This window comes from Streptacidiphilus sp. ASG 303 (genome assembly GCF_020991365.1).
Classification (GTDB): domain Bacteria; phylum Actinomycetota; class Actinomycetes; order Streptomycetales; family Streptomycetaceae; genus Peterkaempfera.
In genome coordinates this window covers 63,995-88,897 of sequence record NZ_JAJLRA010000023.1, presented here as the reverse complement: position 1 = coordinate 88,897, position 24,903 = coordinate 63,995, and the positions used below count along the sequence as shown (strand labels likewise).

25 protein-coding genes, 1 pseudogene and 1 CRISPR repeat array are annotated in these 24,903 nt (G+C 70.8%); of the genes and pseudogenes, 14 read left to right on the top strand and 12 right to left on the bottom strand.

The genetic code is table 11. From position 1 onward, the window contains the following. The first annotated feature begins 516 nt into the window (after positions 1-516). Genes LO771_RS23310 through LO771_RS23300 form a run of 3 tightly spaced genes read left to right on the top strand, consistent with a single transcriptional unit; the run spans position 517 to position 2,359 of the window. Positions 517-1,101 (top strand): DUF4913 domain-containing protein, encoded by a 585-nt coding sequence (locus LO771_RS23310; RefSeq protein WP_230746041.1) that lies wholly within the window; start codon positions 517-519, stop codon positions 1,099-1,101. Beyond that, entirely contained in the window at positions 1,098-1,865 is a 768-nt protein-coding gene (locus LO771_RS23305) for a glycosyl hydrolase (protein WP_230746039.1), read from the top strand. Before LO771_RS23310 ends, LO771_RS23305 begins: the two co-directional genes overlap by 4 nt. Continuing rightward, a complete protein-coding gene (locus tag LO771_RS23300; RefSeq protein ID WP_230746037.1) occupies positions 1,862-2,359 on the top strand; it encodes a hypothetical protein in 498 nt (165 codons plus the stop codon). The genes LO771_RS23305 and LO771_RS23300 overlap by 4 nt, the downstream gene beginning before the upstream one ends. Positions 2,360-2,378: 19 nt before the next feature. Here the strand turns inward: LO771_RS23300 and LO771_RS23295 are convergent, their stop codons facing one another. From LO771_RS23295 to LO771_RS23260, 8 genes and pseudogenes are all read right to left on the bottom strand, one after another. After that, positions 2,379-2,828 (bottom strand): hypothetical protein, encoded by a 450-nt coding sequence (locus tag LO771_RS23295; protein WP_230746035.1) that lies wholly within the window; start codon positions 2,826-2,828, stop codon positions 2,379-2,381. Continuing rightward, positions 2,825-3,434: pseudogene (locus LO771_RS23290) on the bottom strand (transposase); the annotation flags it as partial. The gene LO771_RS23295 and the pseudogene LO771_RS23290, both read right to left, overlap by 4 nt. A gap of 109 nt (positions 3,435-3,543) precedes the next feature. Further along, positions 3,544-5,313 carry a relaxase/mobilization nuclease domain-containing protein gene (locus LO771_RS23285; RefSeq protein ID WP_230746033.1) on the bottom strand — a complete coding sequence of 590 codons (1,770 nt, stop codon included), beginning with the start codon at positions 5,311-5,313 and terminating at the stop codon, positions 3,544-3,546. After that, on the bottom strand, positions 5,310-5,978 hold the full coding sequence (locus LO771_RS23280) for a MobC family plasmid mobilization relaxosome protein (RefSeq protein ID WP_230746031.1): 669 nt from the start codon (positions 5,976-5,978) through the stop codon (positions 5,310-5,312). Before LO771_RS23280 ends, LO771_RS23285 begins: the two co-directional genes overlap by 4 nt. Before the next feature lie 322 nt (positions 5,979-6,300). After that, a complete protein-coding gene (locus tag LO771_RS23275) occupies positions 6,301-7,329 on the bottom strand; it encodes a DUF2637 domain-containing protein (protein ID WP_230746030.1) in 1,029 nt (342 codons plus the stop codon). Then, positions 7,326-7,892 (bottom strand): WhiB family transcriptional regulator, encoded by a 567-nt coding sequence (locus tag LO771_RS23270; protein ID WP_230746028.1) that lies wholly within the window; start codon positions 7,890-7,892, stop codon positions 7,326-7,328. The genes LO771_RS23275 and LO771_RS23270 overlap by 4 nt, the downstream gene beginning before the upstream one ends. Before the next feature lie 117 nt (positions 7,893-8,009). Further along, a complete protein-coding gene (locus LO771_RS23265; RefSeq protein ID WP_230746026.1) occupies positions 8,010-8,711 on the bottom strand; it encodes an ATP-binding protein in 702 nt (233 codons plus the stop codon). Further along, positions 8,711-9,730: a hypothetical protein gene (locus LO771_RS23260; protein WP_230746095.1), complete on the bottom strand. Its 1,020-nt coding sequence runs from the start codon at positions 9,728-9,730 to the stop codon at positions 8,711-8,713. The genes LO771_RS23265 and LO771_RS23260 overlap by 1 nt, the downstream gene beginning before the upstream one ends. Positions 9,731-10,471: 741 nt before the next feature. On the opposite strand from LO771_RS23260, the gene LO771_RS23255 reads away from it, so the two are divergent. The 4 genes from LO771_RS23255 (at position 10,472) to LO771_RS23240 (ending at position 13,509) form a co-directional block, all read left to right on the top strand. Beyond that, on the top strand, positions 10,472-10,969 hold the full coding sequence (locus LO771_RS23255; protein WP_230746024.1) for a helix-turn-helix domain-containing protein: 498 nt from the start codon (positions 10,472-10,474) through the stop codon (positions 10,967-10,969). Between the two features lie 277 nt (positions 10,970-11,246). Continuing rightward, positions 11,247-11,726, top strand: coding sequence for a secondary metabolite protein (locus LO771_RS23250; protein WP_230746022.1), 480 nt, complete (start codon positions 11,247-11,249; stop codon positions 11,724-11,726). Beyond that, positions 11,723-12,910 (top strand): MAB_1171c family putative transporter, encoded by a 1,188-nt coding sequence (locus LO771_RS23245; RefSeq protein WP_230746020.1) that lies wholly within the window; start codon positions 11,723-11,725, stop codon positions 12,908-12,910. Before LO771_RS23250 ends, LO771_RS23245 begins: the two co-directional genes overlap by 4 nt. Continuing rightward, positions 12,907-13,509, top strand: coding sequence for a hypothetical protein (locus LO771_RS23240; protein WP_230746018.1), 603 nt, complete (start codon positions 12,907-12,909; stop codon positions 13,507-13,509). Before LO771_RS23245 ends, LO771_RS23240 begins: the two co-directional genes overlap by 4 nt. A 405-nt stretch (positions 13,510-13,914) precedes the next feature. On the opposite strand, the gene LO771_RS23235 is transcribed toward LO771_RS23240, so the two are convergent. Both LO771_RS23235 and LO771_RS23230 read right to left on the bottom strand, forming a co-directional pair. Then, positions 13,915-14,478: a GNAT family N-acetyltransferase gene (locus tag LO771_RS23235; RefSeq protein WP_230746010.1), complete on the bottom strand. Its 564-nt coding sequence runs from the start codon at positions 14,476-14,478 to the stop codon at positions 13,915-13,917. A gap of 24 nt (positions 14,479-14,502) precedes the next feature. After that, positions 14,503-15,861 carry a hypothetical protein gene (locus LO771_RS23230; protein ID WP_230746008.1) on the bottom strand — a complete coding sequence of 453 codons (1,359 nt, stop codon included), beginning with the start codon at positions 15,859-15,861 and terminating at the stop codon, positions 14,503-14,505. A 338-nt stretch (positions 15,862-16,199) separates the two neighbouring features. Between LO771_RS23230 and LO771_RS23225 the strand changes: the two genes are divergently transcribed. The 6 genes from LO771_RS23225 to LO771_RS23200 all read left to right on the top strand — a co-directional run bounded on the left by LO771_RS23225 (position 16,200) and on the right by LO771_RS23200 (position 20,658). Next, the gene (locus tag LO771_RS23225) at positions 16,200-16,622 is read left to right on the top strand and encodes an ATP-binding protein (RefSeq protein ID WP_230745998.1); all 423 of its coding nucleotides are present in this window, start codon (positions 16,200-16,202) and stop codon (positions 16,620-16,622) included. Next, positions 16,619-17,179 (top strand): hypothetical protein, encoded by a 561-nt coding sequence (locus LO771_RS23220; protein ID WP_230745996.1) that lies wholly within the window; start codon positions 16,619-16,621, stop codon positions 17,177-17,179. Before LO771_RS23225 ends, LO771_RS23220 begins: the two co-directional genes overlap by 4 nt. A 329-nt stretch (positions 17,180-17,508) precedes the next feature. Then, positions 17,509-18,690 carry a radical SAM protein gene (locus tag LO771_RS23215; protein ID WP_230745995.1) on the top strand — a complete coding sequence of 394 codons (1,182 nt, stop codon included), beginning with the start codon at positions 17,509-17,511 and terminating at the stop codon, positions 18,688-18,690. Continuing rightward, positions 18,687-19,289 carry a 3'-5' exonuclease gene (locus tag LO771_RS23210; RefSeq protein ID WP_230745993.1) on the top strand — a complete coding sequence of 201 codons (603 nt, stop codon included), beginning with the start codon at positions 18,687-18,689 and terminating at the stop codon, positions 19,287-19,289. The genes LO771_RS23215 and LO771_RS23210 overlap by 4 nt, the downstream gene beginning before the upstream one ends. Then, a complete protein-coding gene (locus LO771_RS23205) occupies positions 19,283-19,882 on the top strand; it encodes an AAA family ATPase (RefSeq protein WP_230745991.1) in 600 nt (199 codons plus the stop codon). The genes LO771_RS23210 and LO771_RS23205 overlap by 7 nt, the downstream gene beginning before the upstream one ends. Next, positions 19,879-20,658 carry an aldo/keto reductase gene (locus LO771_RS23200; RefSeq protein ID WP_230745989.1) on the top strand — a complete coding sequence of 260 codons (780 nt, stop codon included), beginning with the start codon at positions 19,879-19,881 and terminating at the stop codon, positions 20,656-20,658. Before LO771_RS23205 ends, LO771_RS23200 begins: the two co-directional genes overlap by 4 nt. A 335-nt stretch (positions 20,659-20,993) precedes the next feature. Here the strand turns inward: LO771_RS23200 and LO771_RS23195 are convergent, their stop codons facing one another. Further along, positions 20,994-21,716 (bottom strand): helix-turn-helix transcriptional regulator, encoded by a 723-nt coding sequence (locus LO771_RS23195; protein ID WP_230745987.1) that lies wholly within the window; start codon positions 21,714-21,716, stop codon positions 20,994-20,996. A gap of 68 nt (positions 21,717-21,784) precedes the next feature. Here LO771_RS23195 and LO771_RS23190 point away from each other — a divergent pair, with 68 nt between their 5' ends. Beyond that, positions 21,785-22,492, top strand: coding sequence for a flavin reductase family protein (locus LO771_RS23190; protein ID WP_230745985.1), 708 nt, complete (start codon positions 21,785-21,787; stop codon positions 22,490-22,492). Positions 22,493-22,893: 401 nt separating this feature from the next. After that, positions 22,894-24,568: a CRISPR direct-repeat array (repeat unit 29 nt; unit sequence CGGAACACCCCCGCGTCGGCGGGGAGGAG). Between the two features lie 23 nt (positions 24,569-24,591). On the opposite strand, the gene cas2e is transcribed toward LO771_RS23190, so the two are convergent. After that, entirely contained in the window at positions 24,592-24,903 is a 312-nt protein-coding gene (gene cas2e, locus LO771_RS23185) for a type I-E CRISPR-associated endoribonuclease Cas2e (protein ID WP_230745983.1), read from the bottom strand.

Below are 24,903 nucleotides of genomic sequence, written 5' to 3'. Positions count from 1 at the left end.
CCTTGGAACCTCGCTGTGAACGAAATCTCTTTTCCGACGGCCTGTCCCTGCAGGCAGCGACCTCGGCCTTCGACGCTGAGGGCTGCGCACTCCCCGCACCCACTGACCGACGGCGTCGCCGTTGCCCGATGGGAGGCGCTCACCCGCCCGGCGCCGTCGGCCGCTGGCAAGTGCGGGCGGCTGCAGGCCGAGTTCGTGGAATGGATGCAAGGGCCGCCGACGGGCTGGATGACCGCCACCCTTGGGCTCGGCCATCCCACCCAGCCCACCGCCCTCGGCAACGGCGTCGTCCCCTAACAGGCATTCTGCGCCTTGCAGTTGCTGGCGCCGCCCCTTCCCCGCTGCCCGCACTGCCGGGCCCGGTAGGCGCTCATACCCGGCTTCTCCGGCCAGGCCAAATTGCGGATTCCCCGCATCCTCTTACCCCTACCGACCTGCGTGGGGAACACCGCCATGACCTCCAGACGAACGCGCCACACCACGCCACCACCGTGCCGTCACCCCCCTGGATCCGCCATGTCCAACCCCAGTACCACTCCGGCCCCCGAGCCGTTCCGCATCCCCGACGGAGATCTCGACGATCTCGCGAGCACCCTCGCAAAGACCATGGCAGAGGTCCGCCAGCACGGCGTCATCCTCGACCGCCTCGGCTCTGAACCCACCGCGCACACCGCACACACTGCTGAGGAGCCGGGTACGGAGAACCCCGAGGCCGAATCCGACGGTCCCGCGTCGGTGTTCATCCTCGCCCTGGGCGGCGAGGCATACACCACCGAACTGGCCGCCCTCGACAACTGGGTCACCCACGTGCTCCTGCCGGCCTACGGACGGGAGATCAGCTCGACCCGCCCGTGGTGCGCGCAGTGGTACGAGCACCCCGAGGCCGTCGCCCGCCTCCACGCCCTGTGGCTCGCCTGGCAGCAGTTGACCGACGCCGAGGCCGGTCTCAGCGGGCCGGCCACCTGGCACCGCGACCACCTTGACCACACGCTGCTCCAGCTCCGCGCCCCGGACGGACCGTTCGCCGCGTGCTCCACCAGCCCCGCCCGGCCGGGCCACCGCGTCCTGGCCACCCCCGACCAGCTCGGACTTGCCACATGATGTCCAAGATCGACTTCCGGCTCGACGACCTGTCCCCGGCCGACGAAGCCACCACGCGTCTGGGCAGCACCATCTGGCCGAACGACTTCGAGCTCCTCGCCCAGCACGGCGACGCAGAGCGCAGCTTCATTCTCGCCTTCGACACCACGGCTATCTGGGGCCACCCGGTCGGCGAGCCGAACATCACCGCCTTCGACGTCATCCGTCACTGGCAGCAGGGCATCTACACCCCATGGGCCACCGAGCACGCCACTCCGGCCTTCGCGCAGAAGTGGCTCATCGAGCGGGGCTGTCCCTGGCAGGCGCTCAACATTCCCGGCCACGAAGCCGCCGACGAGCTGACCGTCCGTGTGGAGAACCGGATCCACTGCTCCGGTGATCGCCACCAGGTGCTCGCCCGCATGGCCATCGACGGCGAAGCAACCCAGGGCTGGACCATGGCCGTCGACAGCCGCGCCGCCGAGCTGCCGGTTCGGCTCTTCCTCGAAGAGATCCAGCCGAACCATGGCACGTACACCCTGGGCGAGGGCGCCTTCCCCAGCCCCGAAGTGGCGCGGGAGTGGCTGGAGGAGTATCCGGGCCCTCTGCCGCCGGCGCCCGGGGATGCGGACGCGGACGCGGCAGCCGAGCGCATCAGCGCAGCACTGGCCCACTCCGCAGCCGCAACCCCCGCCATCGCCACCGCAACCGCCTCTGCAACCGGGCCGACGCCTCTTGCTGTCCCAGCCGCCGTCGCCCAGCAGGGCTTGCGGAGGTCGATGTGAGCCGCGCCCGCTTCGCGTTCGCCGCGCACCCAGACGCCATCGCCGATCTGCGTCAGCTCCCAGACGCCATTCGCGACCAGGCCCTGCTGCACCTGCAGGACCTCATCCACGGCGAACGCGTCGCCACCCGCCTCGAAGGCCGTTTGGAGGACTGCCACAAGATCTACCTCGGCGTCGCGGACAGGTTGGCCAGCCACCGCCTGGTGGTGCAGTTCCGCGACGGGCCACCCACCTCCAGCCACGCCCGCGAGGTCTATCTCGTCGCCGCCGGGCCCCGGCTCGACTACGCGGTCTACCGCTCGGCCCAGCAGCGAATGGGCCGCACCGGCCTCAATCCGCCCGGCGACCCCGACACGGCCCAGGAGGCCCGCGTCCAGGCAGCACGCACCCGCTCCGCACGTCCCGCCCAGCCACGCGGCTCGGCGGCCGCCACGTACACCACTGCCTCGCCCGGCTTCGTCCCTGCAACCGCCGCCTGCCGAAAGGCCCGATGATGACCGCCACGAGCAATAGTCAAGAGTTGTGGGTGAGACTCTCCGACTCGACGGCGGTGATCTCGGCTGCTGCGAGCCGAGCCTCCTCGCGCACCTCTGGGGTGGGGTGACGGAGGAATGGCTCGATCAGGGGCCGGGCCTGCGGGTCGTGGGTGGCCCCGAGGATGTAGAGCGTGTGGACGAGGAGTTGGCGTTCCATCGTCGGCATGGCTACTGCCGCCGGTTCGACGAGGGTCAGAGGCAGGCGGTAGTGGTTGAACGCCTCGCTGATCGAGTTCAGGGCTGACTCGCGCACCTTGGTCACCGGCTCGTTTACGGCCACGCTGACCAGGCGTCCGACGACCAGGCGAGCGGAGTCAGCGTCGATTGCGGCGCCGCGCAGGCGGTCCCCGAGGACGTCGGCGGCGACGTCCCTGCGGTCCGGATCGCGGTCGGTCAGTGCTTCAAGTGCCTCGAACATGTCGTTCATGCTGCCACCTCGGACCGCTCGACCAGGACGCCGTTTTCGAAGCGCGCGCCAGCACGGACCAGCGGCACCAGGTGGGCGCCGGTGATCGCGCGCCATCGGGTCTGGGCGGACTCGACGAGCTTGAACACCATCGCGAGGGCTGCGGCCGGGCTGCCGGCGCGGGTGACCTTGGTGCGGAGTTTGACCGTGGAGAAGGTCGACTCGATGGGGTTCGTGGTCCGCAGGTGGATCCAGTGCTTGGCCGGGAAGTCGTAGAACGCGAGCAGTTCGTCCCGGTCGTCGGTGATCTTCGTGACGGCCTTGGGGAACTTGGCGCCGTAGGCGCGCGCGAAGGCCTCGATCGCCTTCTCGGCGTGGCCGCGGTCCTCGGCGTTGTAGATCTCCTGCATGGCCTTCGGCGATCGCAATGAGATCCTTGGTGTCGTCGAGTCGGACTCCGAGCAGGACCAGGACGCACGAGTGGGCCTGGCCGAGGCGGACCTTGGGATGGACTCCGTCGGCCCAGACGTAGACGTAGTCGCGGTCGGACAGGTCCCGGGTCTGGAAGGCGGCGCGGTCGTCGCTCCACTGCTTGGTCAGCCGGGTGACAGAGACGGGCGACAGGCCGGTCGTGCCGGGGTCTGTACAGCCAGCAACTCCTTTTCGTAATTGGCGATAACGGATTGTAGTCCCACGTTAGGGTGGGCTGTACAGACCCACTGCCCAGGGCTTTCGGTCAGCGGTGTGGCGGTCGGTTGCGCGAGTCTGCGGCGGCGGGGCGGGGCGTTGTCAGAGGTCGGGTCCGTGCTCCGGCCCGATTGGGCGCGGGCTTGAGCTCGGGCTGGCCGGTGCGGGCCTGCGGGCGGCGGGTGGTGTCACCCGGGTGGGCGGGGAGCAGGGCGAGTCGGCGCAGTCGCCAGACCAGGACGTCGTTGACGTCGTCGGCGGTGTCGAGTTCGCGCAGGTCGACGGCCTCCTGCAGCAGGGCCTTGGGGTCGTGGCCCGCCTCTTCGGTGTGAGCGAGGGTGGCGGCGAGAGCGTCGGTGTTCGTCTCGGTGCCGGCAGTCGGGCCGATCTCGGATAGGGCTGCTCGGATGGTGCTCTCATAGGTGTGCCGCTGCGATTCGGGGAGGGCGCGACCGTGGTCGCGCAGGGCCTGCAGGGGTGTGGCGGCGGCTTGGTGGTAGACGGTGCGCAGGTGTTGGGCGGTCCGGCGGGAGGCTTCGGCCTGCTGCGCGTGGCCGCGGGCGGAGTGCCAGCGGGCGGCGGCAAGCGCGGCCAGGACGAGGGTGGAGAGGAGCATGGCGGTGGTGCCGCCGTCCTCTCCTCGTCCGAGCGCACTTCCGGCGTGGATGATGCCGCGGGCCGACGAGCGCAAGGCGCGAGTGTCAGCGCGCTCGGCGCGGACGTGGCTGCGGGTGGCGCGTTCGAAGGCTTGGGCTGCGTCTCGCAGTTCGGCGCGGGTGGCGGCCGGGGAGGTCTGGGCGACCGCGTCCAGGAGTTCACCGAATCCGACAAGTTGGCCAGCGGCCTCGTTGTCGTCCTGGTCGAGGACGGCGACAGCTTGCTCGACGATGGCAGTGGCGGTGCGTCGTCCTCGGGCGGGCAGCGACCAGTCCGGTCGGTCAATGGTGGGAGGCTGCTTGTCGTCGGTAGGTCCGTCTGCGAGGCGACGGCGGATCTTCGGCAGGGAGAGGTCGGGGGCGAGGGTGGAGCCGGCGAACCAGATCGGCTCGCGGTCGCGATTGCGGTCGCCGGGCAGGGCGACGTTGTAGCCGAGGGCGTCGCCGGAGGGGGCGTGGCGCAGTTTCACGCGTAGGCCGGCTTCTCGCAGACGGGTGAAGAACTCCTGCTCGGTGGCGGCTCCGGCGAGGGCTTGGCGAACCGCTTCGCGGAGCGACTCTCGGGGAGTCTCGGGTCGGCCGGTGCGCTCGGCCTTGAAACGTTCGGCGCTGGTGGGGGCCTTGGCTGCCGTGCCGTCGCCGGGCTTGAGCCGACGCAGGCCCATCTGCTCTTCGATGCGGCGGCATTCGGCCTGGGCCTTCTTGAAGTCGTAGTTCATCCTGGGGCGGCGCAGGTCGCCTCGGACCATGGTGGCCAGGATGTGGATGTGGTCGTCCGCGTGCCGTACCGCGACCCAGCGGCAGCCGTCAGGGTCTCCTTCGGGGGCGAGGCCGGTGGCTTGTACGAGACGGCGGGCGACGGTGTTCCATTCGGCGTCGGTCAGATGACGGTCGCCGGGGTCGGTGCGGACCGAGCAGTGCCAGACGTGCTCGGCCGGCGCCTTGGTTCCGGCCTGCTTGACGCGCAGGTCCAGCGCGGCAGCGAGGCGGGCGAGGGTGATCTTGGGGTCGGCGTCGCGACTGGTGTCGCGTCCGGGGTCGGGGGCGAAGCCGTCCCAGCTCCCGACGAGGTGGGCATCGGTGTGCTCGTCGCGTGTGCCGGGGCCGTACAGGTAGACGAGCAGGCCGTGGGTGCGTGATCCGCGTCGGATCTTGGGGATCATCGAAGTCGCTTCTTCACCATGGCGTCGGCTGCGTCGTCGATGCGGTCCAGGAGGCGGGTCAGGGTCATGAGGGCGTGGTCGAGTTCGCCAGGGCGGGGCTGCCCTCCCGCGTTGTGGACGTGAGCAATCTGGTTGATGTTGTTGCCGATGCGGGAGAGGGCGGTGCGGAGGGCGGCCAGCTCGTCGATGGCGGTGTCGAGTTGCTCGTTGGTGCGTACGCCGGTGGTACCGCGGGCGGCGGTGAGGCCGGCAGCGGCGAGGAATCGGGCGACGGTGACGTGGCGCTGTGCGGCGGCGGCGGCGATCTCGGCTTTCTCGGTGTCGGACAGACGGATGGTCGTCTTGTGGGTGCGTTCGCTCGGGTTGCGGCTGCGGCGGCGCGGTGTGCGGTCGGGGAAGGCTGGCGTGTTCGGACTCGGCTGCTCGCGGTGGTCGTGGCGGCCGACTTCTCCCCCTGTGGCCGACGCCCCCTGCTGTCGGGGGTCCGGCCGGTCCCCGAGCGCACTCGCTCGGGGACCGGCCGGACCCTTCCCGACCTCCTGGGCGGGGGCAAGTGCGTACGCCGGGCCGTAGGACCGTCGTACGCGACAACTTGCTCCGCCAGGAGCCGTCGTGGAATCCCGCTGCTGTCCTGCCGTGGTGACCCTCGGGTCGAGGGCGGTCACCGGCTCGCCTCCGAGTGCTGCCGGCGGACGTCGCGGACGAGGTCCTCGATCCAGTCCATCGCTAGGACCGGGTGGTGGAGGGTCCATGGGCGGCTGTGCCGGGTTCGCTGCACAGTCCAGATTCCCTCGGGACCAGAGTCGACGCGGTGAAGGTGGCCGCGCCGGCGCAGGGCAGTGAGCCAGGAATCGACCTCGGTGGGTGTGGCCGGGTGCGTGCGCATGAGGATGCTCTCCATTTGGCTTCGGAGGGATGTGGGGTGGATGACCGTGGGCGGGTGACCGGCGCGGGTGTCCGATCGGTCACCCGCGCCGCACTCTTGGGTCAGCTGCGCGCGGAGGTGGCCGACTGTCCGCGCTGCTGGCGAAGCTGGACCATCAGGGCGGTCAGAGTGTCGCTGGACAGCGGGATCCGCTGACCGCGGATCGCCTGGGCGACCACCTTGCGGGTCAGCTTGTCCTCGGCCCTGACCGCTTCCCGGGCGATCTTCAGCAACTCCTCGGTGTCCGGGTCGGACCGTCGGTCACCGGGTGTCCGGGTGCCCCGGTCACGGACCGACGGCGGAGTGGCCGGCCGGCGGGTGACCGTCGTGAGGCTGTCCCGGCTGCCGGTGGCCGACTCGGGGCCGACCGGGCGGTCAGTGGCCGGCAGCGCCATGCCCGACTGTCCGGGCAGGTCAGCTACCTCGAGCGGCTGCCCGTTAGGACCGGTGAGCGGATTGCTGCTGTCCATTGGGGTGCTGTCCCCGGCCGGCGACCAGGCCGCTCGGGTCAGCTTGTCCGGGGACAGTCGCGGTCGGTCGCTCAGGGCACTGGCCGGCTGTCCGGCGCTGACCTGACCGACCCGGTGAGTCCGGGTGACCGCGGTGCCCTCGGGTCGGTCGGCCTGACCGGGACTCCCGCGGTCACCGCCCTTGACCGGGCCCCGGGCGATGAGGATGTAGAGGTGGACCGCTCCGGCCAGCGCGAGCGGGGCGATGGTGGACAGCGCGGCAACCACCGTGTCCCCGAGCCGGAGGCCGGTGACCGCGGTCGCTTCCTCGTTGATCCGCACCGCGTGGAGCGCATTGGCCCAGATGCTGGCGGCGGTGGCCGTGCCGAACAGCGTCCAGACGTAGAGCCGGGCGCGCAAGGGTGCGTCGCGCAGGACCAGGAGGGCTCGGATGCCGTAGGCGATGAACCCGTCGATCACCAGGGGGAAGAGGTAGGTGAGGAGCCCGCGGACATGGATGGCGACGGCCATCTGCTGGAGGGCGTCGTACGACAACGCGCATCCCGCGCCGCCCAGGGCGATGACGACTGCGCGGTCCCCTCTGGTGATGTGCGCCGTCCTCGGCGCGCCGGCGCTGCTCACGCCGCCGTCCCGAAGTTGTCGCGGCCCAGGCGCCCGCCGCCAGTCTTGGGGGGCCGGGTGGGCCTGGTGGTCTGCTCCAGGTCTCGGTTGCGGAGGGCGCGGCGGGTCTCGCGGTACAGCTTCTGGGCGTGCTCTTCGGTGATCTTCAGGAGCCAGGCCAGACGCTGCTCGGTCAGCCCCTGGCGGTAGGCGGCGTGGACGACTGCGCGGCGCTCGGCTTTGGTGAGGTGGACGTCGCGCCCGGCGATGGTGGCGTTGACGCGGCTGTAGTCGAGGCGGTGGGCGAGTTCCACGTGCAGCGGGCTGCGCTCCTCCTCGGTGAGCCCGCCCCGGATGCCGTGGGTGTCGCCGCCCTCCAGGGCGGCGTCCAGGCACGTGCGGCGGACCGGGCACTGGCCGCACAGCGATTTCGCTGCGGTGATCTTGTCGGTCTCGTCGGGGTCGGGAAAGAAGAGGTCGGGGTCCACCGGGTTGTACTCGGTGCTCTGGCAGACGGCCTGGTCCTGCCAGGTGTGGTCGCCGAGCGATCGGTGGAGGGCAGGGTTGATCGTCGTGGTGGTCATGCTGATAGCTCCGGTTGCTCTCCGCGCGCGGGCGCGTCAGCGGAGGGGCGTGCTGGTTCGGGAGGTGCATGGGCCGGCCGGCTGAGGGCACGGCCCGGCGTGGCGGCCTGCGGTGGGTCAGGCCGCGGTGCGGTGGCGTCTGCGGTCGACCGGTTCGAACGCGACTCGGGTGGTCATCTGAGCGAGCCTGCTGGTGACACGGTCGCCGAGGTAGGTCCGGAGGTCCTTGATCGCCAGGTTGGTGGTGATCAGGGTCGGGAGCATGTGGTTGTACCGGTGGTTGATGAGCCGGTAGGTCACTTCCTCGACCCACTCGGATGCCTTGGCCGCGCCGAGGTCGTCGATGATCAGCAGCGGACAGCGGTTGACGGCCGCCAGGGCCCGTTCGCTGTCAGCGCCGGGCCGGGGGCGCAGGTCGGCGTACAGGTCGGCGGCGGTGGTCGCGTGCCAGCGCACACCGACACCGCTCTGCACCAGCAGCCGGACCGCGCCGAATGCCTGGTGCGTCTTGCCCGAGCCGACGACCCCGGCCATCAGCAGGCTGGGACCGGTGGTGACCTGCCGTCGGGCTCCCGGGGTGGGGGCAGCGGCAGCCTCGGCGACGTCGCGGGCCCAGGCGAGGACCTGGGGGTGGTCGGCGACCGCGGCCTGGTAGCGCGGGGGCATCCCAGCCGAGAGTGCTTCCAGCGGGGAGAAGGGCTCGGGCTCGTCGACCGGTCCGGCGGCGGCCGGGTCGATGTTGCGAGCGGCCAGGATCCGCGCCATCCGGTCCAGGGCGCCCTCGCCGAGGAGTTGCGGTTCGCGGTTGCGGGTGCGCATCACAGCTCCTCGGCGTAGGCGGCGGCAGCGTTGACCGGGTTGGTCCACGCCTGGCGAGCGGGAACGGTAGGCCGGATGCCCGGCCGCGCCAAGCCGCCGGAGCGTGCGTTCATGGCCTCGTTGACCATGCTGGTCAGCACGCTCGGGTGCTTGGGGTTGGCAGCGAAGGTCTGCAGCCCGGTCCGGATGTGCTTGGGGGCGATCCCCTCGTCCAGGAGCTTCTTGGCGATGCGCCCGAGGTGGCCGATCACGTCGCTGGGCGGGCGCTCGTCGCAGGCGGCGATGTACTCGCCGATGAGCTGGTTGGCCGAGGCGGGGGCTGCGGGCGCTGTGCGCCCCGTAGGGGGGAGAGATCCAGGATCCAAGATCCTGGATCCAGGCGCCGAGCCCTCTGCGAGGTTTCGGGGATGCCTCGAGCGGGCCTCGGAGTGTGCCCCCTGATCTGCGGCTTTCCCCTCGTTCTGGTCAGGGGTGTCGGGCAGGCCGTCGAAGACGACCTGCAGGGCGGGCTGGGCGTCGCTTCGACGGTCGGAAGTCATCGGAGCGGGCTGCGCGGGCAGATCGAGAGTTCGGTGCGTGCTCGGGGAAGGCTCGGCGAGTCCTCGGGGAGGTGCGAGTGACGTGTCGGACTGTTTGGTGCAGGTCCCCTTGCAGGCGCCGCACCGGTCCGCCGCGCGGTGCTGCGGGCAGGAGGGGAGTCGGGACTGGCTGGGCTTGTCGATCTTCTGATGGTCGAACCAGGTCACGACGTGGAGGTAGCGGCGGCCGTCGCAGCCTGTGTACCGGCAGATCAGGCCGGCATTCGCGAGCTGCTGGAGGTCGTCCTCGACGTGGACCGAGGTGTGCTCGGCGCGGAGCGGCCAGAGCAGGCCGGCGATGATCGCGGCGTTGTCCCGGTGGCGGCCGTGGTCGTCGGACTGAGTGAGGAGGCCGAAGAAGGTCCGCTCGGCCTCGACACTCACCTCGGCGAGCGACTCGGAGAAGAAGGCCTCCGGCTTGATGGATCGGATCCGGGCCATGTCAGCGGCCCCGACTGGCAGCGGCAAGGTCACTGCGGGTGAGGGGCGTGGAGACAGGGGCGAAGGGATAGGTCCCGCGCCGGTCCGGGTACGGCGAGACCCGCAGGATCCGACAGGCCGCGACCCTGGAGGCTGTCCGGCTCAGGTCGGTCGCCTCCCGGGCCGCGTCTTTCGCGATGACGCGCGTGTGAGGCCATTCCTGGGTCGGGTCGTTGAGGCTGGCGCTGCAGGTCGCGGCCCCGGAGACCATGTCGGTGAGCTGGCCGGCGAGGCGGTGCGGGCCGTCAGTGTCCGGGCAGGCCGGCGTTACGCCTGGCGGGACGGGCATGTGATACTCCGTTGTTCGCAGGAGTGCGGTGCGGCGGTTCTCGTGCAAAGCCCCGCCGCCCGCAGGAGGTGAATCGGCCCCTGGAGGGTCGGCCCGGCGTCCAGGAGTGGGTAGCTCCTGGACGCCGGTCTGTCGGATGGGTCGGCGTCGCGGTCGACCTGCCCGGGCTCGGTGCCGCGGAAGCCTGGAGATTCCGCGCTTCAGGGGGTGGCCGCAATGGAGACCACCGCGGAGTCTCCTCGCACAACGCCACCCTCGATCCATCACTGAAGTGTTGCGACGCAAGGAACATACACTTTGGTGATCGGCCGCTGTCAACTACTACGGTGCTAGACGAGGTGCCCCTTCAAGGCCAGGCGCTACACTTCAGTGTCACGTCGTCCGCACCGAAGCCACAGGGGTGATCCACAGGCATGGCGAGTAGCCGCAGCAGCGACGCCGAACGCCCCTCGGTGGCGGCGAAACTGAACCACCTCATCGCGACCAGGCCCTCACAGAGCGGCAGGCCCTACACCAACCCGCAGATCGTCCAGGGGATCGCAGACGCAGCCGGACCGGACGGCACGACGGTGTCTCTCAGCGCCATCGCGCAGCTGCGGTCCGGCGCCAAGCCCAATCCGACGATCAACACCCTGAAGGCGCTCGCACGCTTCTTCCAGGTCCACCCCTCCTACTTCCTGGACGACGCCGAGGGCACAGCCGTTGAGGACGGCACGGCAGAGACGCCCCCCTCCCCTATTCCGGCCGAGACGGAACGCGTCAAGGCCGCCGAGGAGCTTCTGGTCGCGATCAAGGACAACGATGTGAGGGGCATCGCTTTCCGGGCGAACGGCCTGTCGACGGACAGCTTGAGAATGATCAAAACCGTCATCGAACAGGCAAGGAAACTCGAGGGCTTGGACAGCGAGTAGCCAGGAAGGCGGCGGACGCGACAGAGAGTCGCCGCTCCTGCGAGGCACCCCATCGAGGGGCGCCGAGCACGTAGACGAAGAAGTCAGCTTGACTCGCCACGAAGCCGAAAGGCAGCCTGATCCCTTCAGCTTCGTGTGCGAACCAGAGAGTCGAAGCCGACGCCTTGATCAATTTCAAGGCCAACGGCGGCGGAACGAGGAACGACCCATGCTCACAAGGCGCCGAGCCCGGCACGAGAAGAGGCTTCGCGCGATATGCGCCACACAGCTGCAAGGGATGGACTTTCCGAAACCGTTCGACATCGACGTGTTCCTGCAGCGCCTCTCGGCCCACCGCGGACGCCCTCTCCACGTGCACGAGCTGCCGGACCTGGGAGGCGCCGGCGCTCCTTGCGGGTTGTGGCTGGCCTTCGACCACGAGGACCACCTCTTCCACCCCAGGGGCCTCAGCCGCCGACACCGCGCACAGGTGCTCAAGCACGAGGCGACCCACATCCTCCTCGGCCACCGCACGAGCATGGACATCAAGGCGTTCGTCGACCTCCTCCCCGACGGCATCGACCCCGTAGCGGCGGAGCAGGCATTTGGACGCACCAGCTACGAGACCGACCAGGAGCGCGACGCCGAGCTTGCGGCGTCCTTCCTCGACGAGCTCATCGAGGAACTGTCCGCCGACCCGTACGCCGCCGGCCAGGACGACGTCCTCGCCCGCCTCGACGACGCCCTCGGCCACCCGGTGAAGGACCGCCGCTCGTGAACCCGTCCCACCAGGTCGTGGTCGCCGGACTGCTCTGGGCGGTCGCCCTGTGGCGGCTGCCCTCCGCCACCAACTCGCGCAAGCAACGGATGCTGTGGGCGGCCTTCGCAGCCCTGGCCGTGGCCATGACGTTCGAAATTCCTTCAACGGTACGCGCCGTGGACGGCACCACAGGAGTGAACAGCCTGGCGAATCTCGTCAAGCACCTGTTCGGGGTCGTGGCGGCCGGAGCCGTCCTGGAGTTCGTCATCGCGGTGGTCCGTCCTGAGGGATTCCTGTCCAGACGCGTCCGGCACACGCTGACAGTTAGTGCCCTGGCAGCGCTGACCACCTTCTTCGCGCTCTCACCGCGCCTTCAGGAGACGGACGCCTTCTTCGAGGACTACGACGGCTCCGCCTTCCCCGCTCTCTACATGACCGTCTTCACCCTGTACATCGGCATGGCGATGACCGTGGCCACCTGGCTCTTCCTCGGGTCGAGCCGCGCAGCGCGCGGCGCCTGGCTGCGCAGCGGCCTGCGGCTCCTGGGCGCCGGAACCGCCGTCGGCATCGCCTACGCCGTCCAGCGGGCCGTGTTCCTGGTCATGCTCACCCTCGGACACGACCAGCTGGACACCAAGGGCTCCGAGGACAGCCTCTCCGTGCTGCTGAAGACGGTGTCCATCCTGCTGATCCTCCTCGGCAGCTGCCTTCCTCCGATCTCCGTGCTGGTGCGGGCAGCGCGCGACTGGCGCTCACTCCGCCGCCTGGAGCCCCTGTGGCGCGGACTCACCTCCGCGGTCCCCCACGTCGTCCTCAAGGCTCCGATCCACCGGCGACGTTTCAGCCTTCGCCTGCACCGCCGGATCATCGAGATCGGAGACGCCTCGCTCACGCTTCGCGAGTACGTCCCCGCCTCGCTGCAGCAGACGGCCCTGGAAACAGCTGAAGCAGCCGGGCTGACCGGAGAGCAGCGGGACGCCGCGGCCGAGGCCTGCTGGCTCGCCGCAGCCTCCGAACGGGCCCTTGCAGGATGCCGTCCCCTGCAAGGCGTGCCGTACCCGATCCCGAGCGGGACCGACATGGACACGGACAGGGAGCTGCGCTGGCTCTCCCTGGTCAACACCGCCTACCGGGACTGTCCCCTGGTGCGCTCCTTCGTCCGCACCCACGCCGCACTACCACCTCAGCAGGAAGCAGCATGACCAGCACCGCCGTCTCCCCCACCCGTGATGAATTCCGGATCGCCCGCGCGGTCACCGACGGCCTCGAGCCCAAGAACTGGATCATCGCGGTCACCGTCCTCATCGGGTGGCACTCGGGCCGCTTCGGCGGCATTGCTTGGGGACTGCTTGGCGCCCTGTTCTCGGGTGTCATCCCGATCCTGTTCATCAAGTTCGGCGAACGCCGCGGCTACTGGGGGGACCGGCACGTGCGCCGGCGACAGGACCGCCTGCTTGTCATCCCCGGCATCATGGCGTCGGTCGTCGCCGGCATGGCGCTGATGCTGCTCTTCGGCGCCCCGCAGGAGATGGTCGCCCTGGTGGCGGCGATGCTAGCCACCCTGGTGGCCATCCTGGCGATCACCACGGGCTGGAAGATCAGCGTGCACGGCGCCGTGTCCGCCGGGAGCGTCATCATGCTCACGCAGGCCTACGGTCCATGGATGCTCCTCGGCTACGTGCTCGTGGCCCTGGTGGGCTGGTCCCGTATCGAGCTGCGTGACCACACTCGCGCCCAGGTGGTCGCCGGCACCTGCCTCGGCAGTCTGATCGCCGCCTCCACCTTCGCTCTCCTGCGTTGACGACGGGCAGCTCCTCCCCCACCTGCGCGCGGGCAGGTGCCGGCCCAAACAGATCGCATCCATGCAGGAGCCTCCGCGTGGGCTGACCGCAGATCGCTCGATCGATCAGGAGCTTGCCTGCCATCTCATCGTCAGGCACGAGACCCAATAGATGGTGCACTGCAAAGCGAGCCAGTGAGCAGCGGTTCCGTTTCTCCGGGCGCGCGGCGACGTACACGGTGGATAGGCCGAGCAGTCGTCGGAGGATCAGGGCGATGGCACGGGAAGTGTCTGCCGGCAGCTGCCGCGATGGGCTCTCTCAGCAGCACACGGACGAGACGGCTGGGACGGCACGCACAGCAGGAGGCGCCGTCCCAGGGCCGGTCTCCCGCTGCCGGTGGATCCGCAGCTTCGGGCTCCTGACCTTCACGACCGGGCGGCGACCGCGGCCTGCCACTCCTCACGGAGCACGCCGTAGGTGATGGAGTCGCGCCATGATCCGCGGACGAAGACGTGCCCGCGGATGCGGCCCTCCTCGGTCATCCCCGCTGCAAGAAGAGTCTTCGCGGAAGCCTCGTTGAGAGGAGCACGGGCCGCCCATACTCGGTGCAGGCCGAGATCCTCGAAGGCGAGCGCCAGCAGGAGGCCCACGGTCTCACGCCCGTAGCCGATACCCCATACGTCTGGGCGCAGCGCGAAGCCGATGGTGGCCGCCTGCTGCTGGTGAGGGTCGAGGGCGAGGCGGGCGAAGCCGATGAGCTGGCCGCTGTCGTGTCGGGTGACGGCGAGGGCGTACTCGGTGCGGGGGTCCGCGCCGGCCGACTCGACGGACCGGGCCACGATCGCGCTCACCTGGTCGCGCGAGCGGGGCTCGAACGACAGGTGAGCGGTGGCCTCAGGGCTGCCGTAGATGGCGTGGACGGGGTTGACGTCATCCACGGTCAGCTCTCGAAGAAGGAGGCGAGGACTGCGGCGGGTGATCGGGTACATGCCGCCGGACTCTACTCCGCTGCCTCAGCGGGGTAGAGCGAGCGGCGGGCGGTTGAACGTGGCGATCTCCTCGGAGAGCCGGCGGGCCACGAGGGCGTCGTGGCTGCGTCCCTTGGACAGCGCGGAGCGCACGCGGTGCGCGGAGTAGATGATTCCGGCGTTGCGCTGCTCCGAGGGCAGGTCGAGGACGGGCCGGATGGCTTCGGCGGCACCTTCGAGGTCGTCGACGTACAGGCGGGCGAGGGCGAGGTTGCTCTGTGCGCCTGCCGCGTCACCGAAGGACCAGTTGGGGTCGGTGGTGTCCGCGAAGGCCTGGGCGGCGTTCTCCGCCTGGTGGACGAGTCGCCGGTCGCCGTGGCCGAGCAGCGCCAGCGCCTCGACTTGGTAGTAGTTCTGGCGGATCTGCGGGAAGAGCAGGAGGCCGCCGAGCTGGTCGAGGTCGTCGGGTTCGACACGGTCACGCAGGTCTGTCGCGAGCCGAGCGGAGGAGGTGACGGTCTCCTCGTCGCCGAGGAGTGCCGCAGCCCGGCTCTGCAGGCTGGGCAGCCACACACTGATGCTGCCGCGCAGTCCCTGGGCGAGGCTGGCGCCGTGGGCGGCGTAGTGCAGGGCGTCCTCGGGGCGTCCGGCCCAGTAGGCGATGAGCGACTGCAGGCCGCGGACCCAGGCGCTGAGCGGCTGGTGCTCTGCCTTGTCGGCGCAGACCGCTGCCGTGCGGGCCTGCATCATGGCCGAGTGCGGGTCGCCCAGGTCGTGGCCTGCCTTGGCGAGCATGCCGGAGCTGAGTGCCGCGAGGAGGTACAGGTCCCGGCTCTGGCTCGGCTTGGTGCGGCCGCTCTCCAGGAGCCGGAAGGCTTCGTCCTGCAGGCTGATCAGGTCGTCGAGGATGTGGTTGAGAGGGACACGGATGTAGGAGCCGGCGATGCGTCTCACCTCGTCCTGCAGGTAGGCCATCGTCTCCTGTCCGACCTCGCCTCGCTCTGCTCCCATGGCGAATTCCATTGCCCGTCGTGCGGCCATAGCTGCGTGCCTTCCCATCTCGTGCAGGTCCGCGTCGGAGTCGGCGCGGGGGTCGATGCGCTGGTCGTCGTCGGTGGCGAGCCGGACGTGCGGTGGTGTGGCGGTGGCGAGGGGCGCCGGCGCCAGCAGCTGGGTGATGGGCTGCTGGAACATGTGCGCCAGGACACGGCGGGCGTCGTTCTGCGGCACCGCACTGCTGCTGTACCACCGTTCGAAGGTGCGCTTCGAGACGGTGTGGCTGCGCAGGGCCGCATTGCCCGTGATCCCTGCCAGGGCAACGGCGGCCTGCTCGTACTCCCGGATGAAGTCGTCGTACGACTTCAGTCCTCGCCGGTCGATCAGGATCCGGAGAAGCGTGACCACTGTTCCCCCTTCGACTGCACTCAGCGCGTCGTTCCGACCGTACGACTGTGATGTGCCCGAAGTCCCGTGGTACAGAGCGCATCAGGCATTTCGACGTGACTCTGTCGCCAGGATGACGCCGATGCTCCTCGAAGGTGCTGTGTGTGCCGCAGATCTGACGGTAGATACGCCTACGGAGCGGCGGAAGGCTTGTTTCACTCCTCCTTCGTGAGGACTCAACTCCTGGACACCTCTACGGGGCTGGAAGCCCTCATGCAGGGGGGACGATGTACATCGGGACAAGGCATCCACCGGCGGGAGAAGTTCCGCATTCCGGTGATGCTCCGCGGCATGCAGGTGTGACCTGGCAGATGGGCTTCACTCCGCTTGCGGAGTCGGTCGGGCTGGTTCGCGCTCAGGTCCGTCGGGAATTGGCGAGACGTGGAGTCAGCGCAGAGATCACGGCTGACGTCATCCTGGTGGCCTCGGAGCTGGTGACCAATGCAGTCCTGCACGCTGGTCCGGGGCAGCTGCTTGTGGATGTGGCGCTCACCTGCCGTGGCGGGGACGTCCTGGTGGAGGTCACGGACTCCTGCCCGAAGCAGCCGGCGATGTCAGGCACCCAGCCTGGCGGATACGCCGAAGTGGAGCAGGACGGCGGCCGCGGCCTGCTGCTGGTCCATGCCTTGGCTGAAGCGTGGGGAGTGCGCGAGACGGGTCCGGGCAAGACCGTGTGGGCGATCATGTCCGCTTCCGGCTCACGGGTGAGGGAGTCCTGTTGAGCAGCGTCTTCGACCTGACCAGCCCCTCATCATCATCTGCGTCCGACAGGCCGGCTGTGCCGTGGCAGTCCGCTTTCGCCTGCGCGCACGTGGCCCACGTTCACGATGGCGAGCGTCGGGGCTTCTGGCTCGGCCACTGTGTTGCGCCGGCGCCCATGCCGGCCTTGGCATGGATGCGGCACCGGGTGTGGGTGACCGCTGCGCACCTCAGCGATCAGGCGGCGGACGTCGCGGGGAGATGGCTGGAGGACGCCATGGCCCAGCGGGCGGCCCTGGCCGACCTGGAGACGGGACGGCAGGTGTCCTTGGTCCTGGTGGATGACGAGGTCCACTACGAGGTGTCCGCCCACCCCGTGGCTGCCCACGCAGAGCGTCCTGTCCCTGAGCCTCACTCGCACCCGGAGTCAACCGGATCGCCTTGCCCCGATGCCCGACTGCTCGCCCAGGAGGAGGGAACACGGGAGGTGTGGCGGTTCCTCGCGAACTGCCTCTTCATCCCCTTTCTGCTGATCGCGGCGGCACTGGCCGCCCTACTGATGCAGCAGCCTCCCCGCTGACCGGACCTTCGCCCGGCGGTCCCTGCAGGTGGCGGACAGGCCCCCTCACACCGGAGGCGGTTCAGATGGCGTCCGGCCGTCCGTCGCTGGACAGACACCGGCGACACGGGCGCCGCCCCGGTCCTGAGCGCTGACATCGTCCATGCCAGGCATGCGGACCTGGCGCGGACGAACCACTCGGCGCTCGTCCAGCTCACCCAGTTCGCACATCTGCGGCAGTGGCCGCCTCACACCGGCAGCTGTGCCCAGACACCGCGCGATCCGCGCACCGTCCCCCGTTCATGCCCGCTGCCTGCGCGGCAGCCGATCACCGAAGGAACCCGGCCTCCATGACGCAGATCCCCTTCGCACCGCACAGGCGCGCTCTGCCCCTACTGACACCCGGACAGGTCGCGGAGCTCCGGACCGACCTGGCCGACGTGATCGAGTACCGCAAGTCCGGCCTGTCGCTGAACCACGTCATCGGCTGCCCGTTGGAGTGCGGCTACTGCGTACGCCACCTGTACGGCAACTTCGGCATGAAGACGCCGCGACTGGTGATGGGCGACGAGGAGGCCGTGGCCGCCCTCACCGGACACCCCTACTTCCGGCCTCACGTCACCCCGGTCCAGCTGTTCAACAAGGCCACCGACCCGTTCCTGCCAGTGGTCAAGCCGCACACCTTCAACACGCTGCGCCTGCTGGACGAGCAGTGCCTGACCAACCACGTCCTGGTCATCACGCGCTGGCGCGTCGAGCCCGAGGACTGCGCCGTCCTGAACTCCTTCACGAACATCAAGCTGACCGTGCTGGTCACGCACTCCGGCATCACCGAGAGCCGCATCGAGCCGGTGGACTCGCGCATCGCTGCCGCAAGCCTGCGCACCCTGCACGACCACGCGATGCGGTACCGGGTGGTGCTGTACTGGCGGCCGATCGTGCCGGGGCTGAACGACTCGTCCGCCGATCTGGACCGCGCCGTGGAGCTGTCCCGATACGCGCACGCCACGGTGTTTACCGGCCTGTTCTACCGGGACGAGATCGCCGCCTACTACCGGGAACAGGGCCTGCCCGAGCCCTACGAAGGCACCGCCCGGCGCAAGATCATGCCGGAGGAGGCCGAGCGGCGGATCCTGCGCCGCTTCCGCCGGCCCGGCGAGTCCGACGAGCCGTGGGGGCCGCTGTTCCGCAAGACCTCCTGCGCCGTCGCCTACGCCCACGGCCTGCCGGACTACAACGGCCACTACGGCATCCCGGAGCTGTGCGACATCTGCCCCGTCAAGCAGCTCAAACGGTGCGCGGGCGCCTTCGCGAAGCCCGACGCGGCGGAGGTGGAGAAGCGGGCACGGTCCCTCGGCGCGGTGGGCCCGGTGGAGATCAGCGATCGGGCCATCATCGTCGAGGGCCTGCCCGAACACCCCCGCTACTTCCTGCAGCACGGGTATGGCTACCAGGTCCACGCCCGCGAACATCCCCACCACCACCGCCGGCACGGCCGCGCCGAGGCCGGCTGGGAAGGACGTCCCGTATGACCCCCTCCACCTGGCCGCACGTCGTCGTCGCGGACGTCGAGGGCAACGGCGCATCCCCGCCGGACCTGATCGAGGTCGCCACCGTGCCGGTCACCGCGGACGCCGTGCTGCACGAGCAGGCCCGGCAGTGGCTGGTCCGGCCCCCGACACCGATCCGGCAGCGGGTCACGCGCATCCACGGCATCACTGACACGCAGGTCGCCACCTGCCCGGCCTGGCCCGAGGTCGCCGACCAGGTCCGCGCGGCACTGGACGGGGCGTGGCTGGTCGCGCACAGCGCCAAGGTCGACTACGACGCACTCACCCGGCACCTGCCCGGCTGGAAGCCCGTCGGCGTCATCGACACCCTGCGCCTGGCCCGCGCCACCTGGCCCGACGCCCCCGGACACGGCCTGGACGCGCTGGTCACCCACGCGCACCTGGACACCTCCGGCCTGCCTGGGCAGCGGCACCGGGCCTCCTTCGACGCCGGCGCGACCGCGCTGCTTCTCCAGGCCCTCGCCCGCTCCTATGCCACCTGGGACGCGCTGGCGGCGTCCGCCGTCCCGCCCGGACTCCCCGGGCATCCCTCTCCCAGCGAGGAGCCCACCCTGTGGTGACCACCGACCCGATCCGCATAGCCGTCTGCGGCACGCACTCCACCGGCAAGACCACCTTGCTGCAGCGTCTGGCGATGGAGTTCCGCGCCCAGGGGCTCATCGTGGCCCGCACCGCCGGAAGCCTGGCGCAGAAGGCCGCCGACATGGGCTTCCCCAAGATGCGCGCGCAGAGCGCCACCACCACGCAGTGGATCGTCGCGGCCGGGGTGTGTGCCGAGGCGGAGGCCGCGCTGCGTGCCGACGTCGTCCTCATCGACCGCTCCGCCCTGGACCCGATCGCCTATTACACGGCCGGTCTGGAGCACCGCGCCGAGGACAGCGGCCAGGAGGCCGCCGACCGGCTCACCGCGTTCGCGGCCGCGCACGCCGCCGGTTACACCCTGCTGCTCGCCACCGTCCTCGACCCCGCGGTGCCGCTGGGCGAGCACCGCGACCGGGACCTGGGCTACCGGGCCCGCGTGGACCGGCACCTGCACGCCCTGCTCGCCGGTACAGGCCTTCCGCACCTGCAGGTCACCAACCACGACGCATCCCGGGACGCGGCACTGGACGCCGCCCTGGACACCGCGGACGCCCGGGTAGGTGCGGTATGAGCGCCCCGGGCGGCAGCATCACCATCGCGGGCAAGGCCGTCTCCCGGATCGGCCTGGGCACCATGGGTCTGACCGGCCCCGGCCACTGGGGCCCGCCCCCGGACCGGGTGGGCGCCGTGCGGCTGCTGCGGCTGGCCGTGGACGCGGGCGTCACGCACCTGGACACCGCCGACGCCTACGGCCCCCACACCGTCGAGGAATTGATCTGCGAGGCCCTGCATCCCTATCCGCCAGAGCTCCTGGTCGCCACCAAGGTCGGCATGATCCGGCCCGGCCCGAACCGGTGGCGGCCACTCGGCAGGCCCGACTACCTGCGGCACGCGGTGGAAGCCAGCCTGCGGCGCCTGGGCGTGGAGCGCCTGGCCCTGTGCTACCTGCACCGGGTCGACCCGGAGACGCCGCTGACCGACCAGGTGGCAGAGCTCGCCGCACTCCGCCAGGAGGGGAAGATCGCAGCCGTGGGACTGTCGAAGGTGACGGTGGCCCAGGCCGAGGAGGCCATGACGATCGTGCCGGTCGCCGCCGTACAGAACGTGCTCAACCGCTCCGAACCCGACGACCCCACCGTGGACTGGTGCCGCACCCACCGCATCCCCTTCGTGCCGTACCGGCCGCTGGCCGCGGGCAGGCTCGCCACCGGCACCGGACCGGGCGACGCCCTGCGCTGGCTCCTGGACCGCGGCAGCCACGTGGCGCCCATACCAGGCACCAGGACTGCGACCCACCTTGCGGAGCTGCTGGCGAGCGCTGCCGGCAGTACTGCCGTTCATCGCTGAATGGCCTCGGGTGGACAGCAGCACAGACCGACTCACGCGATGTCGGATCTTGCCAAGGGCCTCCAGAACCGCGCCAGGCTCTTCCATTCCACCGATGTGTCCTGGCTGACCGGCGCATAGCCGACCACCTCGGGGCGGATTTCGCCGGGCACAGAAGAAGCCAGGTTGCCCTTCAGGCAGTGGCCGCGCCGGATGGCGGGATCCTCGCATCGAGAACTCCGACTGGAGGAACGAGTCGTAGCCGGTGTCGGGAGGCTCGGCCTGGGTTCAGCCCTCATGGGCCGTGGTCCACGCTCGCCCGGCCGGTCGGTCGGCCGGCCGGGTAGAACGGGTGCTCACGCGGTTGGAGTGTGTGTCTCGTCGGGCAGGCCGAGGCTGTCGTGGAGCGCGCTCCGGCCGGTCGGGGTGAGCGCGACGGCGCGGCCGGTGCCGATGCGGGTGATCCACCCGTGGTCGAGGGCGTGGCGGCACAGGGCGGCGCCGACGGCGCCGGCCAGGTGGGGACGGCGCTCGGTCCAGTCCAGGCACGAGCGGACCAGCGGACGCCGCGCGACGGGCGGGAGGGTGATGCCGAGGTGGGCCAGCCAGTGGGCCCCGGCGCCGGTGAGGGCCGGTCCCTGGTCCCAGTCCAGCAGCCCGCGGCCGGTCATCGCATCGGTGACCGCGACGCCCAGGGCGCCGGCGAGGTGGTCGTAGCACGTGCGGGCGCGGGCCAGCGCCCGGCTGCGGGTGACGGCGGGCAGCGAGCGGGGCGCGGCGGCCCTGCGGGGGGCCAGGGAGGCGAGGGTCTCGACCAGGTGGGCCGTCTCGGGGCCGGCGAGGCGGACGTAGCGGTGGCGTCCCTGGCGCTCCTGGGCGAGCAGTCCCGCGTCGACCAGGAGGTTCAGGTGCCCGGTGGCGGTGGAGGCGGCCACCGCGGCGTGGTGGGCCAGTTCGGTGGCGGTCCACGCCCGGCCGTCCAGGAGGGCCAGGCAGAAGGCCGCGCGGGTGCGGTCGGCCAGAAGGGCGGCCAGGGCGGCCAGGTCCGGGGCCTGCGGGTGCGCGTCGAGGTTGCTCATCGCCGTCCATCCTCCCCCGGCGACGCTTCGGCGGGCGCCGAAGGGTCCGCGCCCTACGGTCGGTCCCCATGGACACCGCGACACCCCCCGCCACCGCCCACGACGCGCCGCCCGCCCATGTGGCGGTCGAGCCGAGCATCCTGTACTTCGGCACGCCGGTCGTGCTGCTCTCGACGCAGAACGAGGACGGCTCCTGCAACCTGGCGCCGATGTCCTCGGCCTGGGCGCTCGGCCAGGTGGTCGTCCTCGGCCTGGGCCTGGAGGGACAGAGCGCGCACAACCTGCGCGCCCGCCCCGACCTCGTGGTCAACCTCCCCGCACCCGCCCAGTGGCCGGCGGTGGAGCAGCTGGCGCCGCTGACCGGCCGCACCCCGGTCCCCGCCGCCAAGCGCGGCGCCTTCCGGTTCGAGCCGGACAAGTTCACCGCCGCCGGCCTGCGCCCCGAGCCGTCCGAGCTGGTCCGGCCGCCCCGGGTGGCCGCATGCCCCATCCAGTTGGAGGCCCGCGCCGCCCAGGTGCGGCCCGACGCCTCGGGGGCGTTCCTCATCGTCGAGGCCCACGTGCTCAAGGTCCACGCCGATCCGCGGATCGTCGTCCCCGGCACCCAGCACATCGACCCGGCCGCGTGGAGCCCGCTGATCTACAACTTCCGCCACTACTTCGGCCTCGGCCCACAACTCGGCCACAGCTTCCGCTCCCAGACCCCGCCGCCACACCCCCCGGCCGGCACCGCACCCAACGAGCAGCCGCTCCGGGAGGACACTGCCGCCCGCTGAGCCCGTACGAGCCGCTGCCCCGCCCGGCCCCCGGGCGGGGCCCCGCGGACGGCGCATGCCGCCCACCCCACCGGAGCGCACCGGAGGCGGGCGGCGGACGTCCCCGTCCGGCGCGCGGCCCCGCCCGGGCGCCTGCCGTGCCAGGGGGCGTTCGCTTCGCCGTCCTAGAAGTCGGGCGCCCGGCCGTCCCCGCTCCTCCGCCACCCGCGGGCGGTGTGGCCGCTGCCCCGGCCAGGGGCGCCGACTCCGCGAGCCAGAGCGGTGGTGAGCTCGAGGAAGACCGCCAGAACGCGGCACCCGCAAGCCGGTCGGACCGTGTGGAGGCCCGGACGACGTTTTGATCGCACAATTGCCCGATTGCGCCTGCAGCGGTCCGCAAGCACGGTGGCGGTGAAGTACGACGGAACACCCCCGCGTCGGCGGGGAGGAGCAGCGGTACGCCGATGCACGGGAGCGTGGCCGCGGAACACCCCCGCGTCGGCGGGGAGGAGACCATGGCGTTCTCCATGGGCAACATCCACCACGGAACACCCCCGCGTCGGCGGGGAGGAGTCGTCGGCGGCCACCGGCTACTCCTGGGGTGTCGGAACACCCCCGCGTCGGCGGGGAGGAGTTGTACGGGGCGGTCACGATCCGGGTGGGCCACGGAACACCCCCGCGTCGGCGGGGAGGAGCCGGCCTTGTCCGCCGCCGGGAGGAGCCCGGCCGGAACACCCCCGCGTCGGCGGGGAGGAGGTGTCGAACCCGGCGTTCACGGCCATGGTGGTCGGAACACCCCCGCGTCGGCGGAGAGGAGGGCATCGGCGGCACGGTCGTGGCGAACCCCGACGGAACACCCCCGCGTCGGCGGGGAGGAGGAAGATCCGGCGGGCCGGGTCGCCCATCGGACCGGAACACCCCCGCGTCGGCGGGGAGGAGAGAAGTGGGGGACGAAAAATCCCCCGTGGGATCGGAACACCCCCGCGTCGGCGGGGAGGAGGGGATGGCGGCCGACCTGCAGGGGTTCTCCAACGGAACACCCCGCGTCGGCGGGGAGGAGGACGACCGGCGAGGACATCAGGACGCCGCGGGCGGAACACCCCCGCGTCGGCGGGGAGGAGGCCGCGCTCGGCGGGTTCGGGGTGGCCGTGTCCGGAACACCCCCGCGTCGGCGGGGAGGAGCGGGCGTCGAGGCCCTTGACGCGGCCGAAGAGCGGAACACCCCCGCGTCGGCGGGGAGGAGGCGGTCGGTGGGGATGCGGAACATCAGGAGGCCGGAACACCCCCGCGTCGGCGGGGAGGAGTCGCGGTCGACGGCCCGGTGCGCACGCAGGAGCGGAACACCCCCGCGTCGGCGGGGAGGAGGACACCAACGCCGAGGACGAGACCCTCTACGCCGGAACACCCCCGCGTCGGCGGGGAGGAGACGTTCAGGTCCGTGATGGCCTTGCGGTAGGACGGAACACCCCCGCGTCGGCGGGGAGGAGAGCAGCGCGGCCTGCGTCTCGGAGGACTGCCGCGGAACACCCCCGCGTCGGCGGGGAGGAGACCGCAGCTGACAGCGACCGCACCCCCGACGGCGGAACACCCCCGCGTCGGCGGGGAGGAGTCGGGGTGGCTGTTGTGGGCGTTGTCCGCGATCGGAACACCCCCGCGTCGGCGGGGAGGAGCGCTCGACCCAGTAGTGCCAGACCTTGTTCTTCGGAACACCCCCGCGTCGGCGGGGAGGAGTGGAACAGGGCCGGGCAGGACGGCGGCAGCAACGGAACACCCCCGCGTCGGCGGGGAGGAGAGGCCCTCCATCTCGGTGCCATTGCGGAAGAACGGAACACCCCCGCGTCGGCGGGGAGGAGCCCTTCTCGGCCTCCGCCTCACGCAGGTCCGACGGAACACCCCCGCGTCGGCGGGGAGGAGTTCGTCGCCGTCGCCGTCAAGCTGTTCAGCGCCGGAACACCCCCGCGTCGGCGGGGAGGAGAGGAGAACCGGCACGACATCGGCGTCCGGGTCCGGAACACCCCCGCGTCGGCGGGGAGGAGCCCTACGGGCGGCAGAGGGGCGCGTGCGGATTCGGAACACCCCCGCGTCGGCGGGGAGGAGACTTCTTCACCTGCAGCGCTACATCAGCTTTGCAAATTCTTTGCATGAAGCGAGGCGGCCATACGGATGAGAGTAAGGCCGTCGAAGTCAACTGGCTGTCGGCGTCGTGCGCCGGCAGTGCGTAGGGCGAAGCCTTGTTCGTTGGCAGCGGGGTGGATGAGGACGGCAGCGCCGTCTCCGACCACTTGAGATGCGGCATCCCACAGCTGGTCTCGGACTCGGGCGGAAACGGTACCGACGAAGATGCCAGGGACGACTTCGATGGTCCAACGGCTGAGGGCGCCGCGAAGGGTGTCAGGGACGGCGGTAGTGGCGATGACGACCATGGACGGCAT

Bases quoted from the DNA above. Each gene is read 5' to 3' on its own strand.
- LO771_RS23240 (WP_230746018.1), top strand. From the start codon at position 12,907: ATGACCAGCACCGCCGTCTCCCCCACCCGTGATGAATTCCGGATCGCC.
- LO771_RS23235 (WP_230746010.1), bottom strand. From the start codon at position 14,478: ATGTACCCGATCACCCGCCGCAGTCCTCGCCTCCTTCTTCGAGAGCTG.
- LO771_RS23260 (WP_230746095.1), bottom strand. From the start codon at position 9,730: ATGGCCCGGATCCGATCCATCAAGCCGGAGGCCTTCTTCTCCGAGTCG.
- LO771_RS23250 (WP_230746022.1), top strand. From the start codon at position 11,247: ATGGACTTTCCGAAACCGTTCGACATCGACGTGTTCCTGCAGCGCCTC.
- LO771_RS23195 (WP_230745987.1), bottom strand. From the start codon at position 21,716: ATGAGCAACCTCGACGCGCACCCGCAGGCCCCGGACCTGGCCGCCCTG.
- LO771_RS23210 (WP_230745993.1), top strand. From the start codon at position 18,687: ATGACCCCCTCCACCTGGCCGCACGTCGTCGTCGCGGACGTCGAGGGC.
- LO771_RS23310 (WP_230746041.1), top strand. From the start codon at position 517: ATGTCCAACCCCAGTACCACTCCGGCCCCCGAGCCGTTCCGCATCCCC.
- LO771_RS23270 (WP_230746028.1), bottom strand. From the start codon at position 7,892: ATGACCACCACGACGATCAACCCTGCCCTCCACCGATCGCTCGGCGAC.
- cas2e (WP_230745983.1), bottom strand. From the start codon at position 24,903: ATGCCGTCCATGGTCGTCATCGCCACTACCGCCGTCCCTGACACCCTT.
- LO771_RS23305 (WP_230746039.1), top strand. From the start codon at position 1,098: ATGATGTCCAAGATCGACTTCCGGCTCGACGACCTGTCCCCGGCCGAC.
- LO771_RS23285 (WP_230746033.1), bottom strand. From the start codon at position 5,313: ATGATCCCCAAGATCCGACGCGGATCACGCACCCACGGCCTGCTCGTC.
- LO771_RS23190 (WP_230745985.1), top strand. From the start codon at position 21,785: ATGGACACCGCGACACCCCCCGCCACCGCCCACGACGCGCCGCCCGCC.
- LO771_RS23215 (WP_230745995.1), top strand. From the start codon at position 17,509: ATGACGCAGATCCCCTTCGCACCGCACAGGCGCGCTCTGCCCCTACTG.
- LO771_RS23200 (WP_230745989.1), top strand. From the start codon at position 19,879: ATGAGCGCCCCGGGCGGCAGCATCACCATCGCGGGCAAGGCCGTCTCC.
- LO771_RS23255 (WP_230746024.1), top strand. From the start codon at position 10,472: ATGGCGAGTAGCCGCAGCAGCGACGCCGAACGCCCCTCGGTGGCGGCG.
- LO771_RS23265 (WP_230746026.1), bottom strand. From the start codon at position 8,711: ATGCGCACCCGCAACCGCGAACCGCAACTCCTCGGCGAGGGCGCCCTG.
- LO771_RS23295 (WP_230746035.1), bottom strand. From the start codon at position 2,828: ATGAACGACATGTTCGAGGCACTTGAAGCACTGACCGACCGCGATCCG.